General features: G+C 67.8%; 15 protein-coding genes. 7 read left to right on the plus strand and 8 right to left on the minus strand.

Translation table 11 applies throughout. The annotated features are described in order from the left end of the window. Position 1: 1 nt before the first annotated feature. Positions 2-1,219 carry an acyl-CoA dehydrogenase gene (locus MWU52_RS13250; RefSeq protein ID WP_246953020.1) on the plus strand — a complete coding sequence of 406 codons (1,218 nt, stop codon included), beginning with the start codon at positions 2-4 and terminating at the stop codon, positions 1,217-1,219. A gap of 11 nt (positions 1,220-1,230) precedes the next feature. Here MWU52_RS13250 and MWU52_RS13255 read toward each other — a convergent pair whose 3' ends face one another. Both MWU52_RS13255 and MWU52_RS13260 read right to left on the minus strand, forming a co-directional pair. Next, a complete protein-coding gene (locus MWU52_RS13255; RefSeq protein ID WP_246953022.1) occupies positions 1,231-1,842 on the minus strand; it encodes an SH3 domain-containing protein in 612 nt (203 codons plus the stop codon). Further along, a complete protein-coding gene (locus MWU52_RS13260) occupies positions 1,824-2,645 on the minus strand; it encodes an ABC transporter permease (protein ID WP_246953024.1) in 822 nt (273 codons plus the stop codon). The genes MWU52_RS13255 and MWU52_RS13260 overlap by 19 nt, the downstream gene beginning before the upstream one ends. An 84-nt stretch (positions 2,646-2,729) precedes the next feature. On the opposite strand from MWU52_RS13260, the gene cysQ reads away from it, so the two are divergent. From cysQ to MWU52_RS13290, 6 genes are all read left to right on the plus strand, one after another. Beyond that, positions 2,730-3,527: a 3'(2'),5'-bisphosphate nucleotidase CysQ gene (gene cysQ / locus MWU52_RS13265; protein WP_246953026.1), complete on the plus strand. Its 798-nt coding sequence runs from the start codon at positions 2,730-2,732 to the stop codon at positions 3,525-3,527. A gap of 33 nt (positions 3,528-3,560) precedes the next feature. Beyond that, positions 3,561-4,451, plus strand: coding sequence for a UTP--glucose-1-phosphate uridylyltransferase GalU (gene galU / locus MWU52_RS13270; RefSeq protein ID WP_246953028.1), 891 nt, complete (start codon positions 3,561-3,563; stop codon positions 4,449-4,451). A gap of 23 nt (positions 4,452-4,474) precedes the next feature. Then, positions 4,475-5,479, plus strand: coding sequence for a glycosyltransferase family 2 protein (locus tag MWU52_RS13275; protein ID WP_246953030.1), 1,005 nt, complete (start codon positions 4,475-4,477; stop codon positions 5,477-5,479). Between the two features lie 134 nt (positions 5,480-5,613). Beyond that, positions 5,614-6,624 (plus strand): glycosyltransferase family 2 protein, encoded by a 1,011-nt coding sequence (locus tag MWU52_RS13280; RefSeq protein ID WP_246953032.1) that lies wholly within the window; start codon positions 5,614-5,616, stop codon positions 6,622-6,624. Beyond that, positions 6,621-8,315: a beta-1,6-N-acetylglucosaminyltransferase gene (locus MWU52_RS13285; protein ID WP_348645521.1), complete on the plus strand. Its 1,695-nt coding sequence runs from the start codon at positions 6,621-6,623 to the stop codon at positions 8,313-8,315. The genes MWU52_RS13280 and MWU52_RS13285 overlap by 4 nt, the downstream gene beginning before the upstream one ends. Next, the gene (locus tag MWU52_RS13290) at positions 8,305-9,681 is read left to right on the plus strand and encodes a nodulation protein NodH (protein ID WP_246953034.1); all 1,377 of its coding nucleotides are present in this window, start codon (positions 8,305-8,307) and stop codon (positions 9,679-9,681) included. Before MWU52_RS13285 ends, MWU52_RS13290 begins: the two co-directional genes overlap by 11 nt. Here the strand turns inward: MWU52_RS13290 and MWU52_RS13295 are convergent. The 6 genes from MWU52_RS13295 to MWU52_RS13320 form a co-directional block, all read right to left on the minus strand. After that, positions 9,678-10,142, minus strand: coding sequence for a PTS sugar transporter subunit IIA (locus MWU52_RS13295; RefSeq protein WP_246953036.1), 465 nt, complete (start codon positions 10,140-10,142; stop codon positions 9,678-9,680). The genes MWU52_RS13290 and MWU52_RS13295 overlap by 4 nt on opposite strands. A gap of 36 nt (positions 10,143-10,178) precedes the next feature. Then, on the minus strand, positions 10,179-10,751 hold the full coding sequence (raiA, locus tag MWU52_RS13300) for a ribosome-associated translation inhibitor RaiA (protein ID WP_246953038.1): 573 nt from the start codon (positions 10,749-10,751) through the stop codon (positions 10,179-10,181). 181 nt (positions 10,752-10,932) lie between these two features. Next, positions 10,933-11,679, minus strand: coding sequence for an LPS export ABC transporter ATP-binding protein (lptB, locus tag MWU52_RS13305; protein WP_246953039.1), 747 nt, complete (start codon positions 11,677-11,679; stop codon positions 10,933-10,935). Then, on the minus strand, positions 11,676-12,149 hold the full coding sequence (gene lptA / locus MWU52_RS13310; protein ID WP_246953041.1) for a lipopolysaccharide transport periplasmic protein LptA: 474 nt from the start codon (positions 12,147-12,149) through the stop codon (positions 11,676-11,678). The genes lptB and lptA overlap by 4 nt, the downstream gene beginning before the upstream one ends. A 13-nt stretch (positions 12,150-12,162) precedes the next feature. Then, positions 12,163-12,777, minus strand: coding sequence for an LPS export ABC transporter periplasmic protein LptC (lptC, locus tag MWU52_RS13315; protein ID WP_246953044.1), 615 nt, complete (start codon positions 12,775-12,777; stop codon positions 12,163-12,165). Between the two features lie 11 nt (positions 12,778-12,788). Beyond that, positions 12,789-13,418: a ribonuclease D gene (locus tag MWU52_RS13320; protein ID WP_246953046.1), complete on the minus strand. Its 630-nt coding sequence runs from the start codon at positions 13,416-13,418 to the stop codon at positions 12,789-12,791. Between the last annotated feature and the right edge of the window lie 35 nt (positions 13,419-13,453).

A 13,453-nucleotide genomic window follows, 5' to 3' on the forward strand; every position in this document is an offset into this window, starting at 1 on the left:
GATGCCCAAGGACACCACGGCCCCGGGTTTCGGCCCCGACCTCGCATCGTTCGACTGGTCCGACCCCCTGCGGCTGGAGGATGCGCTTTCGGAGGACGAGCGGATGCTGCGGGATGCCGCGCGGGCCTTCGCCGAGGCCGAACTGGCCCCGATCGTGCGCGAGGCCTATGCCGCCGAGACGGTGAACCCCGGCCTGTTCCCGAAGATGGGCGCGGCGGGCCTGCTGGGGGCGACGTTGCCCGAGGAGTATGGCGGCCTTGGCGCAGGCTACGTCACCTACGGCCTGATCGCGCGCGAGATCGAGCGGGTCGATTCGGGCTATCGGTCGATGATGTCGGTGCAGTCGTCGCTGGTGATCTATCCGATCCACGCCTACGGGTCCGAGGAACAGCGGCGGAAATACCTTCCGGGCCTCGCCTCGGGCGAGCTGATCGGCTGTTTCGGGCTGACCGAGCCCGATGCCGGCTCGGACCCCGGGTCGATGAAGACGCGGGCGGTCAGGACCGATGGCGGCTACCGGATCAGCGGATCGAAGATGTGGATCTCGAACGCGCCGTTCGCGGACGTGTTCGTGGTCTGGGCCAAGTCCGACGCGCATGAGGGCAAGATCCGCGGCTTCGTGCTGGAGAAGGGCATGGCAGGTTTGTCGGCGCCGAAGATCGCGGGCAAGCAGTCGCTGCGCGCCTCGACCACGGGCGAGATCGTGATGGACGGGGTCGAGGTCGGTGAGGACGCGCTGCTGCCGAACGTGTCCGGCCTGAAGGGACCGTTCGGCTGCCTCAACCGGGCGCGTTACGGCATCGCCTGGGGCGTCATGGGCGCGGCCGAATGGTGCTGGCAAGCGGCGCGACAATACGGGCTGGACCGCAAGCAGTTCGGGCGGCCCCTGGCGCAGACGCAGCTGTTCCAGAAGAAGCTGGCGGACATGCAGACCGACATCGCGCTGGGTCTTCAGGGCGCATTGCAGGTGGGTCGGCTGATGGAATCGGGGCGCGCGGCGCCCGAGATGATCAGCCTCATCAAGCGCAACAATTGCGGGCGGGCGCTCGACGTGGCGCGGCTGGCCCGCGACATGCATGGCGGCAACGGCATCTCGGAGGAGTACGGCGTGATCCGGCACATGATGAACCTCGAGACGGTGAACACCTACGAGGGCACGCATGACGTCCACGCCCTGATCCTCGGCCGCGCGCAGACCGGGTTGCAGGCGTTCTTCTAGGCCGCCCCGGTTCAGCGGGCGGGGTCGAGCGTGCAGCAGCCCGACAGGACCTCCGCGCCCAGGACGGCGTCCAGGGCCAGACCCCATTCCGCATCCGACATTCCGTCGGAGCAGGCGCGGGCCGACAGGATGCCGGTCATGGGCATGCGGTCGATCGTGGCCACGAGGCCATGCCGGTCGCGCCGCGCCGTCGCGCCGAGGCGGGCGATCACGGTTCCGTCGGCCGCGCCCTCGGGAGTGGACCATTCGATGACGTCGCCGTCGAGGCGCAGCGACCAGAACGGTTCGGTCCCGAAACAGGCGCGGATCTCGGGGAAGGCGCCCGCCCATTGCCCCGGACCCCGATCCAGGTAGCGCATCGAGACCCAGCCCATGCCCCCGTCCCGGTTGACGAGGCCCCAGCGTTCGTCGGGCGTGGTGCGCAGGACCTCCACCCCCCTGCGGTCGGGGGCCAGTCGGCCGACGATGTCCGAGCGGGCATCCGGCGCGCGGCGAATGTTGAGGACGTCGTCCGCCGCCACGCCCGCCACGTCATGCAGGGCGGGCCAGGCATCCTGCGTCGCCTGCACGGGCGCACCCGCCGCGAGCGACAGCAGGATCAGGCTCAGCGCGCGGCGAACCACGACAGCGACGTCCGGCGGCGGGTGTAGAACTCGCCCATCAATCCGATCACCAGCAGCACGGTCCCGACGATCAGCGGATAGTGCCAGTCGGTGTAATGCGGGTTGTAGTTGATGAAGGTATAGCCGCGCGCCTGGTCGATCGCATGGAAGAGCGGGTTCCAGTCGAAGAACGGAAGGAGCGTCGAGGGCAGCGTGTTGGCGACGAACATCTTGCCCGAGGCGATCATGTTGACCCGCGCATAGACGGAGTTCACGACGGTCACGAGGTTCGGGAACCACGGCTTGACCGCCAGCAGGACCATGCCGATCGCCACACCCACGAACCAGGCCAGCAGGAACATCATCGCGGCCCCGGCCGGATCGAAGATCTCGATCGGGTGCCAGGCGACATGCACGCCGAACAGGATCAGGAACATCGACAGCGTCTGCAGGTAGAGCGACGACAGCGCCGCCGCCGTGATCGCGATGGCGGTGTTCATCGGCGCGTGCTTCATCATCGGCGAGGTCGGCCCCTCGGAGCCCACCACCGCGCCCATGGCCTTGATGTGGGTCATGAACAGGAAGATGCCGGTCATGATGTAGAGGACGAAATCCCCGCGGATCGCGTTGCCGCGCAGGCCGAGCACGGTGAACATGATGACGAAGGCGGCGATGAAGATCACCGATTGCAGCACGTTCATCATCAGGGCCATCAGGCCGCTGCCGTATCCCTTGCGCGTGTTGCGCACCGTCGCGTGGAATATCAGCTCGCCCAGCGTGAAGGCCCGGGTCATGGCCGTGTCGCGGCGTTCGATCCTGAACATGGCGTTCCTTCGCAGCTTGCCCCGGGACGGGACGATATCATAAGCGTGCCCCGGTACGAAGGGCCCGGAGGAGCGGACGTAGCGATGGATTTCGACGAAATGATGATGACCCTGCGCCGCCTGGCGCTGGAGGCCGGGGACCGGATCATGGAGATCTACGGCTCGGACGACATGGGGGTCCGGTCGAAATCCGACGAAAGCCCGGTCACCCTGGCGGACGAGGCCGCGGATGCGGTGATCTCGGCCGGGTTGCGCGCGGCCTATCCCGACGCGGCCCTCGTGACGGAGGAGCAGGCGCAGACGCATGGTCAGACCGTGTCAGATTTCTTCATCGTCGATCCGCTGGACGGCACCAAGGAGTTCGTGCAGCGCCGCGGCGACTTCACCGTCAATATCGCCTGGATCGAAGGGGGCGTGCCGATCCGCGGCGTCGTCTATGCGCCCGCCAAGGCGCGGCTGTTCTGGACCCGGGCCGACGGCGCTTCGGTCGAGGAGACGGGACCCTTCGACATGGACGCCCCGGGGCGCTGCACACCCATCCATGTCACGAAACCGGACGATTCCGCGCTGATGGTTGTTGCATCGAAGTCGCATCGCGACGCGGCGACGGACGAATATATCGGCCGATACGCGGTTCGGGACATGAAATCGGCCGGTTCGTCGCTCAAGTTCTGCCTCGTCGCGACCGGGGAGGCGGACTTGTATCCGCGGCTCGGGCGCACGATGGAATGGGACACCGCGGCGGGTCACGCCGTCCTGTCCGGAGCGGGCGGGCGCGTCGTCCGCTTCGACGATCACACGCCGCTGGCCTATGGCAAGCCCGGCTTCGAGAACCCCTTTTTCATCGCCCATGCGCCGGGCGTGACGCTCAAGGCGGGCTGATCCGCGCACCGGCCCCGAGAGGATTTTTTCACGATGACACGCAAGGTTACCAAGGCCATCTTCCCCGTCGCCGGGCTGGGCACCCGATTCCTGCCGGCGACCAAGTCCGTCCCCAAGGAGATCATGACCCTGGTGGACCGGCCGTTGATCCAATACGCGATCGACGAGGCCCGCGCCGCCGGGATCGAGGAGTTCGTCTTCATCACCTCGCGCGGGAAATCGGCGCTGAGCGATTATTTCGACGACAGCCCGATCCTCGAGGCCGAGCTGGAGCGCAAGAATAAGCCCGAACTGCTCGAGGCGTTGCGCCGGACCAACATGGAGAGCGGGCAGATCGCCTATGTCCGCCAGGCCCGCGCCCGGGGCCTGGGCCATGCGGTCGCCTGCGCGCGGCGGCTCGTCCATGACGAACCCTTCGCCGTGATCCTGCCCGACGACGTCATCGCCGCCGACACGCCCTGCTTGCAGCAGATGGTCGAAGCCTATGCCGAAACCGGAGGCAGCATGGTCGCCGCGATGGAGGTAGCGCCCGAGAAGACCTCCTCCTACGGGATCCTGGACGTCGAGGATGCCGGCAAGCAGACGATGAAGGTCCGGGCCATGGTCGAGAAGCCCGCCGCCGAGGACGCGCCGTCGAACCTGGCCGTGATCGGGCGCTACATCCTCAGCCCACGGGTGATGCAGAACCTCAACGGGCTGGATGCCGGTGCGGGCGGCGAGATCCAGCTGACGGACGCCATCGCCGGCGAGATCGACGGCGGCGAGGGCGTACACGGATATCGTTTCGAGGGGCAGCGCTACGATTGCGGGTCCAAGGCCGGGTTCCTGCAAGCCACGGTGGCCTTCGGCCTGGCGCGCCCGGATCTGCGGGACGAACTGGCCGCCTTCATCGCCGAGCTGAACCTCAGCCAGGGTCAGTCCTGACGGCGATGACCGGGGCGGTGGCCGTGCGGACGGCCTACGCGCTGCGTTGGCGACGGCGCCGTCTGCTGGCGCGCGCCTTCGTCAAGCGCCGCCAGCTGATGGCCCGGACCGACCGGACCGGGGCGATCGAGACGGGCGACATCCTCGCCTTTGCCACCATGCGCAACGAGATGGGGCGGCTGCCCGGCTTTCTGGACCACTACCGCCGGCTGGGCGTCGATCACTTTCTGATCGTGGACAACGGTAGCGACGATGGGACCGACACCTGCCTGTCCGAACAGCGCGACGTGTCGGTCTGGACGACGCGTCGCAGCTACAAGGCCGCGCGGTTCGGCATGGACTGGATCACGCGTCTGCTGGCGCGGCACGGGCACGGGCACTGGTGCCTGACGGTCGATGCGGACGAGTTGCTGGTCTATGCCCATCACGACCGGCGCGACCTGCGCGCGCTGACCGACTGGCTGGACCTTACGGGTCGGGCGTCGATGGGCGCCATGATGCTGGACATGTATCCGCGCGGTGCGCTGGACCGACCGGATGCCGCGCCGGACGCCGACCCGCGGACGGTCCTGCCCTGGTTCGATGCCGGCAACTACGTCATGGTCCGGCAGCCCAGGCTCCAGAACCTCTGGCTGCAGGGCGGGGTGCGCGCGCGATGCTTCTTCGCGGCCGACCCGCGCCGGGCGCCGACCCTGTCGAAGGTGCCGCTGGTGCGGTGGAACCGTCGATATGCCTATGTCACATCGACGCATGCGCTGCTGCCGCGGCGGCTGAACCACGTCTATGCCGACGAGGGGGGCGAGGCGCCGACCGGCGTCCTGCTGCACACGAAGTTCCTGCCGCAGATCGTGCAGAAGTCCGCCGAGGAGAAGCGCAGACGGGAACATTTCGAGAATTCCGACCTCTATGAGGCGTATTACGAGGCTCTGACCGAGGCGCCTGTCCTGTGGTGCGAGGCGTCGACACGCTATCAGGGCTGGCGGCAGTTGGAGGGCCTGGGCCTGCTGTCGCGAGGTGGATGGGACTGAGCCTTCAACAGTTGCGAAATGGAATCAGGTGAAACTCTGGCGACGCCCGTCCGTTGCTTCGATGGGACAAATGCTGGTGAAGTCGCGCAGGCACGGTCTATCGGCGCCGGCGCAGGAAGGGACGGAACGACGACATGGGCCTGATCTCGTCCTACAGGATGCGCCTGCGCCGCCGGTACTGGCGTATCCGGGCCCTGCGGCGGCGGCGGCAACTGACCGTCGTTCGCGACCGGACGGGCCGGATCCGACGCGACGCCATCCTGTCCTTCACCACGATGCGCAACGAGCGGCCGCGGATCCCCTACTTTCTCGACTACTACCGCCGCCTCGGCGTCGACCATTTCTTTGTTGTCGACAACGGCAGCGAGGACGGATCGCTCGAATACCTCATGGCCCAGGAGGACGTATCGGTCTGGACCACGCGGGCCAGCTATTCCGCCGCGTCCTACGGCGTCGACTGGCTGAACTGGTTGCAGCGCCAGCATGCTCACCGGCACTGGTGCCTGACCGTCGATGTCGACGAGTTCCTGGTCTATCCGTTCTGCGACACGCGCCCCCTGCGCGCGCTGACCGACTGGCTCGACGCATCCTCGATCCGCAGCTTCGGGGCGATGCTCCTCGACATGTATCCAAAGGGACCGATCGGCGCCCAACCCTATACCGAGGGGCAGGACCCGTTCGAGATCGCGACCTGGTTCGACAGCGGCAACTACGTCCATGAAAGGAACTCGCTCTACGGCAACCTCTGGATCCAGGGCGGCGTCCGCGCGCGCACCTTCTTCGCCGACGACCCGTGGCGGGCACCGGCCCTGAACAAGGTGCCGCTGGTCAAGTGGCATCGCGATTTCGTCTATGTCAGCTCCACCCATGCGCTCCTGCCGCGTGGGCTGAACCTGACCTATGACGCGTCGGGGGGCGAGAAGACGACCGGCGTCCTGATGCATGCCAAGTTCCTGAGCCTCTTCGTGGACCGCGCCGTGGAGGAGTCGAAAAGGGCCGAGCATTTCCGCGCGGGCGACGAATACAAGGTCTATGCCGAGGGATTGGAACGAGACGCCAACCTCTGGTGCAAGTGGTCCGAACGCTACATCAACTGGCGCCAGCTCGAGATCCTGGGACTGATCTCCAAGGGGAACTGGGCGTGACGCTCGGCTTCGTCATGCTGGTCCATACGGGCTTCGACCGCGCCGAACAGGTCGCCCGCTACTTCGCGGCGAACGGTTGCCCGGTGGTGATCCATGTCGACGGCAAGGTGCGCACGCGGAAGTTCCGCGCCTTCCGCCAGCGGTTCGAGGGCGAGCCGATGATCCGGTTTTGCGGGCGGATCCGCGTCGAATGGGGCACCTGGTCGCTGGTGCGGGCGACGCAGAAGGCCGCCACGCGGCTTCTCAAGCAGTTTCCGCAGGTACGGCACGTGTTCCTCGCCTCCGGGTCCTGCCTGCCGCTGCGGCCGGTGGCAGAGCTGCGCGCCTACCTGGATGCCCACCCCGAGACGGATTTCATCGAAAGCGTGACGACGGATCACGTGACCTGGACGGTCGACGGACTGGAGGAGGAGCGGTTCACGCTGCGCTTCCCGTTCTCCTGGCGCAAGCGCCGGCGCCTGTTCGATGCCTATGTCGGCCTGCAACGCTGGCTGGGCCTCAGGCGGCGCATTCCGGACGGCGTTTCGCCGCATCTGGGAAGCCAGTGGTGGTGCCTGACGCGGCGCACGCTGGAATCGATCCTCGAGGCGCCGGACCGAGCCGAAATCGACGCCTATTTCTCCAAGGTCTGGATCCCGGACGAGAGCTATTTCCAGTCTCTCGCGCGGCGCTATGCGACCCGGATCGAAAGCCGCCCCCTGACATTGTCGAAATTCGACATCGAGGGGAAGCCGCATGTCTTCTACGACGACCACCAGCCACTGCTGGAGCGTTCGGACTGTTTCGTCGTGCGCAAGGTCTGGCCGCGGGCGGAGGGGCTCTATCGCAACTTCCTCGACGATGATCGCCCCGCCATTCGCCGGGCGGAGCCGAACCCCGGCAAGATCGACAGGGTGTTCTCCAAGGCGAACGAGCGGCGCGCCAGCGGGCGCGTCGGGCTCTACTCGCAGGCGCGGTTTCCGGCGCCGGGTTACGGCGGGGGGCAGACCTGCACGCGATACAACGTCTTTTCTGGCTTCGACGACCTGTTCCGGGATTTCGACGCCTGGCTTGCCCGGCGCATCGGCGGACGGGTGCATCGGCACCTCTACGCGCCCGAGATGGCCGAGTTCGCGGGCGGCGAGACGGTGATGAACGGTTGCCTCTCGAACTCGGCGTCCCTGCGGGATTATCGGTCGGAGCAGTTCCTGACCAACCTGCTGTGGTCCACGCGGGGCGAGCGGCAGAGCTTCTTCTTCGGGCCGAACGACCGGCAGGCGATCGGTTGGTTCCTGCTGCGCGACCCCAATGCCACGATGGCCATCATCTCGGGCGCCTGGGCCGTGCCGCTGCACCTGTCGGACCGGCCTTTCGCCGAGCTGAAATCCGAGGCCGCGCGCCTGCAGCGGATCGAGATGGACTTTCTTCGCGGTCTGCGGATGCCCGGCGTGGCCGCGCGGGTGCATCACTGGTCACTGACGGATTTCATCCTGCGGCCGGCGGAAAAGCTGCACACCGTGCTGGAGGAGATCACCGGCCCCGGCCCGCGTCGCCTGACCGAGATGCCGCGGATGCAGGACTTATCCGGGCTGCGCGCCTTCCTGATCCGGCTGCGCAACGAGGGGACCAAGCCACAAGTCATGGGCGATTTCGCCGCGCTGCCGGCCGGCGAGGATCCCCAGCCGGAGGAGCGGTCGCGCCTTGTCCGCTAGGTTCCGCGCCTTCGTCCTCTTCGCCGAGATGCGGACGGGCTCGAACCACCTCGAGGATTCGCTCGGTGCCCTCGACGGGGTCGAGGGGTTCGGAGAGATCTTCAATCCGGTGTTCGTCGGCGGACCGCGCAAGACCGAGGTTCTCGGCTTCGACATAGCGGCCCGCAGCGCCGATCCGTTTCCGCTGCTGCAAGCCGTGCTCGACCGCCCCGGCATGACCGGTTTCCGCTTCTTCCACGATCACGACCCGCGCGTGCTGGACGCGATCCTGCAGGATCGCGGGATCGCCAAGATCGTGCTGACGCGCAATCCGCTGGACAGCTACGTCTCGCTCGCCATCGCCGCCGAGACGGGCCAGTGGCGGCTGACCAACCCCAAGATGGCGCGCACCGCCCGCGCCCGGTTCGACACGGCGGAGTTCGACGCCCTCGTATCGCGGCAGCGGGCCTTCCGCGACCGGCTGCAGCGAGCGTTGCAGGTCACGGGGCAGGGCGCGTTCTGGATCGACTACGACCAGATCGGCGATGTCGAGGTCTTGAACGGGCTGGCCGCCTATCTTGGCGTTGCCGCGCGGCTGGACGCCGTACCGGGCCGCCTGAAGCGGCAGAACCCCGGCCCGGTGGAGGACAAGGTCGAGAACCCCGAGGAGATGCGCGCCCATCTGGCCACGCTCGATCCGTTCCTGCTCGAACGCGCCGTTCATTCCGAACCCGTGCGCGGCCCGGCCGTGCCCACGCTGATGGCCGCCGCCGAAAGCCCGCTGATCGCGCTGCCGGTACCGGGCGGGCCCACGCGGCCGGTCCGCGAATGGCTGACGCGGATGGATGGCGCGGCCCCGACCGAGGGGATGACGCAGAGGGCGTTGCGCCCCTGGATGCGCGACCGGCCCGGCTTCGTCAGCTTCGCGATTCTGCGCCATCCGCTGGACCGCGCGCATGACGCCTTCGTCCGGGTCCTGGCCGAGCGGGGCCCGCGGGCGAACACCGTTCGGCGCAAGCTGGCGAACCAGCACGGTGTCGACCTCGACGGCGACCGGGGCGCGGCCTTCGTCGGCTTCCTTCGATTCCTCAAGGCCAATCTGGGGGGGCAGTCGGATCTGCCCGTCGCGCCGGAATGGGCGACCCAGTCCGCCCTTCTGGCCGGCATGGCGCAGGCCGTCCTGCCGCAGCGCCTGATCCGCGAGGACATGGCCGGCGAGGAACTGGACCGGCTCGCGCGCGGGGCCGGCAGGACGCCCGTTCCGTGGTCCCCAGAAGCACCAGACCTGCCGGCAGGGCTGGACCTCGACGCGGCCGAGGCGATCTGCGCCGAAGCCTATCGCCGCGACTACCTGGCCTTCGGCTTCGCCCGCCGGGGCGGGGCCTAAGCGGCGGCCGACGCGTTGTCGTCGGTCAGAACGGTATAGAGAAGCGAGGGGTCGTCATTGGCGCGCAGCTTTGCGCAGAGCGCGGCATCGCGCAGCGTCCGCGAGACCAGCGCGAGCGCCTTGAGATGCGCCACGCCGGCGCCCACCGGCGCGAACAGCGCAAAGACGAGATCGACCGGCTTGCGGTCGGTCGCGTCGAAATCGAGCGGCGTTTCCAGCCGGACGAACACACCGTGGACCTGCTCCAGCCCTGCGATCCGCGCATGCGGCAGCGCGACGCCGTCGCCCACGCCGGTGGTGCCCAGGGCCTCGCGCTCCTGCAGGGCGGAAAAGGCGTCGGAATAGTCCAGATCGTGAAGATCGCGCGCCACTTCCGCCAGGCTGCAGAAGAGACGCTTCTTGCTCGACGCTTTCGGCAATATCCTCACAGCCCCGGGGGCCAGGATCTCGGTCAGCTGCATCCGCTCTGTCCCTCGCTCGAGCCCCGTTTTGGGGTCTTAGCCGCTGGCGGCCGGATCGATCCAACCGACGTTTCCATCGTCGCGTCGGTAGACCACGTTCACGCCCCCGCCCTTTTCGTTCTTGAACACCAGCACGGGCGCGCCGGCCAATTCCATCTGCATGACCGCCTCGCCGACAGACAGAGACGGAATGTTCGTCTGCATCTCAGCCACGATCACCGGCGCCAGAGAGTCGGGTTCGTCCTCCTCCCCTGCTTCGGCGGCGAGGATATAGGTGGAGGCTCCGGAGAGTTCAACCGGCCGCGACCGTTCCTGGTGATGGTTCTTGAGACGTCGCTTGTAGCGGCGCAACTGCTTGTCCATCTTCTCGGCGCAGGCGTCGAAGGCGGCATAGATCTCGGTCGCCTTGGCCTTGGCCGTGGTGGTCAGCCCCGTCGAGAGGTGGACCGTGGATTCGCAGACATGTTCATGCGCCGATTTCGAGAACACCACCTGCGCATCCGTCGGACGTTGCGCGTATTTCTCGATCACGCTTCCCAGTTCGGACTTCACATGGGTCTGCAACGCCTCGCCGATGTCGATCTGCTTGCCGGTGATCTGGTAGCGCATGATGCCTCCTGGATTGGGTGGGTTTCCGCCGGCCCGGGCCCCGTTCGGACCATGATGGCCTTGCCGCGACGTCAGCCAACGCAGCGGTGGCGGCATCCGTTCCGGGGTCGGAAAGCGGGGCTCCATCCCCCGAGTGGGCCTTGGAATGCGCGTCCAAGTCAATGCCCGAATCGGCTCCGGGCTAGCGGGCGAAGTTCTCGCCGAGATAGACGCGGCGGACATTGTCGTTGGCCACCACCTCGTCGGGGCTGCCCGACATCAGGACGCCGCCATCGTGCAGGATGTAGGCGCGGTCGACGATTTCGAGCGTCTCGCGGACGTTGTGATCGGTGATCAGCACGCCGATGCCGCGCGACTTCAGATCGACGACGAGCGTGCGGATATCGCCCACGGCGATCGGATCGACCCCGGCGAATGGCTCGTCCAGCAACAGATAGCGCGGGTTCGCGGCCAGGCAGCGCGCGATCTCGACCCGGCGCCGCTCGCCGCCCGAGAGCGCCAGGGCCGAAGCCCGGCGCAGATGTTCGATGTGGAATTCGCCCAGCAGCTCCTCCAGCCGCTCGCGCCGCCGGTGGCGCTTGGGAAGCGAGACCTCGAGGATCGCCATGATGTTCTGCTCGACCGTCAGCCCGCGGAAGATCGACATCTCCTGCGGCAGATAGCCGATGCCGGCCTTGGCGCGCCGATACATCGGCAGCCAGGTCACGTCCTGGCCGTCCAGCGTGACGCGGCCGCCATCGGGCGTGACCAGACCAGCGATGCAATAGAAGGTCGTCGTCTTGCCCGATCCGTTCGGCCCCAGAAGCGCGACGACCTCGCCGCGCGCCAGGTCCATCGACACGTCGCGGATGACGGGACGCTTGCGATACGACTTGCGCAGGTTGCGGATGGTCAGGCCGCCCGCGCCTTCGGTCACCGACAGGGTCATGGCTGCAGCGTGGTCCGCACGCGTCCCGTGACCGTTCCCGACCCCGATTCCAGATTGATGGCCAGCCTGTCGCCGGCCAGGGTTCCACCGGCCTGCGTCACCACGACGTCGCCGGTCATCAGGATGTCCGAGGTGCCCAGCGTGTAGACGGCCTCCTGCCCCTCGGCGGCATCCTCGCCCGCGACGATCAGAACGTCGCCCACGGCGTTCAGCCGCTCGATCCGCCGGCTTCCGCCGGTTTCGCCATAGTCGACCGTCACCGTGTCCGCCGACAGCCGCAGGTCGCCCTGGGCGATCACGACGTTGCCGGTCAGCGTTGCGCGGCCCGTGGCCTGGTCGACCTGCAGGTTGTCGGCCGCCACCTCGACCGGGGCGCTACGGTCGAAATCGCCCTGGCCGAAGCCGACGGCATCCTGCGCGGAGGCCGGCAGGGCGAGCAGGGGAAGAAGGGCCAGGGCGCGAAACGACATCGGATCATCCAAATCAGCTTGGCGGCACGTATAGCAGGTCGACGCCGCCGGTGAACAGGAGGCGACCGGCGCCTTCCGGACCCTCGTCCAGCGTCATCGCGCCGGCGCGCAGCCGGCCCAGCGGGCCGTCGCCCGTCACCTCGCCCGGGGCGACCACCTCCAGCCGCCCGAGCGAACCCTGAAGGCGCCCGGTCTCCAGACGGTATCCGGACGAGGTTTCGATGCGGACATCCCCGTCCAGCATCACGGTCCGCGCGGCGGTGTCCACCTGTCCGCTGTCCGACATCACGGTCGCCGTGCCGCCCAGCCCGTCGTCCAGGATCAGCCGCATCGCGTCGACGGTCATGCGCCGCGGATCGTCGGCATCCGGTCGGGCGGTGCGCGCCGACAGATCGTAGGTCGTCCCGTCGGTCGAGACGCCGGTGAAGCGGGGCATGGTCAGTTGCTGTTCCCGCGCGCGCTCGGACACGTCGACCTCGGCGAAGGGGATCGCGTCGTCGGGGTTCACCTTGCGCGCCAGCAGGAAGATCGTCGACAGCAGGGCCAGGGCGGCGACCGGAAGCAGCAGCTTGGCCAGACGGACCAGCCGCGTGTGCGTCCGGGGCGATCTGTCGGCGCGGGCGGCCATCGCGTCCCCCTTCAGGAATGGGCGAAGATATCGGTTTCGGGGTAGCCGATCAGGTCCAGCTTCGCCCGCGTGGGAAGGAAGTCGAAGCAGGCCTGCGCGATCGCGACCCGGTCCTCCCGGGCGAGGCGGGCGTCCAGTTCCGCCTTCAGCCGGTGCAGGTAGAGGACATCGGAGGCGGCATAGGCCATCTGCGCCTCGCTCAACTCCGGCGCGCCCCAGTCCGAGGTCTGCTGCAGCTTGGAGATATCCTCGCCCAGCAACTCCGACAGGAGCGCCTTGAGGCCATGGCGATCGGTGTAGGTCCGCACGAGACGCGACGCGATCTTGGAGCACCAGACCGGCGCCGCGAGCGCGCCGAAGGCATGGTACATCGCCGCGATGTCGAAGCGCCCGAAATGAAACAGCTTCAGCACCGCCGCATCGGTCAGCAGCCGCTCCAGGTTGGGGGCGCTGTCCTGGCCCCGTTCGATCTGCACCAGATGCACGGTCCCGTCGCCCGATGACAGCTGCACCAGGCACAGCCGGTCCCGATGCGGCGACAGGCCCATCGTCTCGCAGTCGATGGCGACCGATCCGCCCAGGTCGAGCCCGTCCGGCAGGTCGCCCCTGTGCAGCGTGATGGCGGAAAGGGGGATCGTCATTGGGCACCTCGTGGAGACGTTGCCGGGGCTTAGAC

This window comes from Jannaschia sp. S6380, from assembly GCF_023015695.1.
GTDB lineage: Bacteria > Pseudomonadota > Alphaproteobacteria > Rhodobacterales > Rhodobacteraceae > Jannaschia.

What these genes read in the sequence shown, in the direction of transcription:
- MWU52_RS13320 (WP_246953046.1), bottom strand. Translation starts at nt 13,418, where the DNA reads ATGACGATCCCCCTTTCCGCCATCACGCTGCACAGGGGCGACCTGCCG.
- raiA (WP_246953038.1), bottom strand. Translation starts at nt 10,751, where the DNA reads ATGCGCTACCAGATCACCGGCAAGCAGATCGACATCGGCGAGGCGTTG.
- MWU52_RS13260 (WP_246953024.1), bottom strand. Translation starts at nt 2,645, where the DNA reads ATGTTCAGGATCGAACGCCGCGACACGGCCATGACCCGGGCCTTCACG.
- lptC (WP_246953044.1), bottom strand. Translation starts at nt 12,777, where the DNA reads ATGGCCGCCCGCGCCGACAGATCGCCCCGGACGCACACGCGGCTGGTC.
- MWU52_RS13295 (WP_246953036.1), bottom strand. Translation starts at nt 10,142, where the DNA reads ATGCAGCTGACCGAGATCCTGGCCCCCGGGGCTGTGAGGATATTGCCG.
- MWU52_RS13280 (WP_246953032.1), top strand. Translation starts at nt 5,614, where the DNA reads ATGGGCCTGATCTCGTCCTACAGGATGCGCCTGCGCCGCCGGTACTGG.
- MWU52_RS13250 (WP_246953020.1), top strand. Translation starts at nt 2, where the DNA reads ATGCCCAAGGACACCACGGCCCCGGGTTTCGGCCCCGACCTCGCATCG.
- lptB (WP_246953039.1), bottom strand. Translation starts at nt 11,679, where the DNA reads ATGACCCTGTCGGTGACCGAAGGCGCGGGCGGCCTGACCATCCGCAAC.
- galU (WP_246953028.1), top strand. Translation starts at nt 3,561, where the DNA reads ATGACACGCAAGGTTACCAAGGCCATCTTCCCCGTCGCCGGGCTGGGC.
- lptA (WP_246953041.1), bottom strand. Translation starts at nt 12,149, where the DNA reads ATGTCGTTTCGCGCCCTGGCCCTTCTTCCCCTGCTCGCCCTGCCGGCC.
- cysQ (WP_246953026.1), top strand. Translation starts at nt 2,730, where the DNA reads ATGGATTTCGACGAAATGATGATGACCCTGCGCCGCCTGGCGCTGGAG.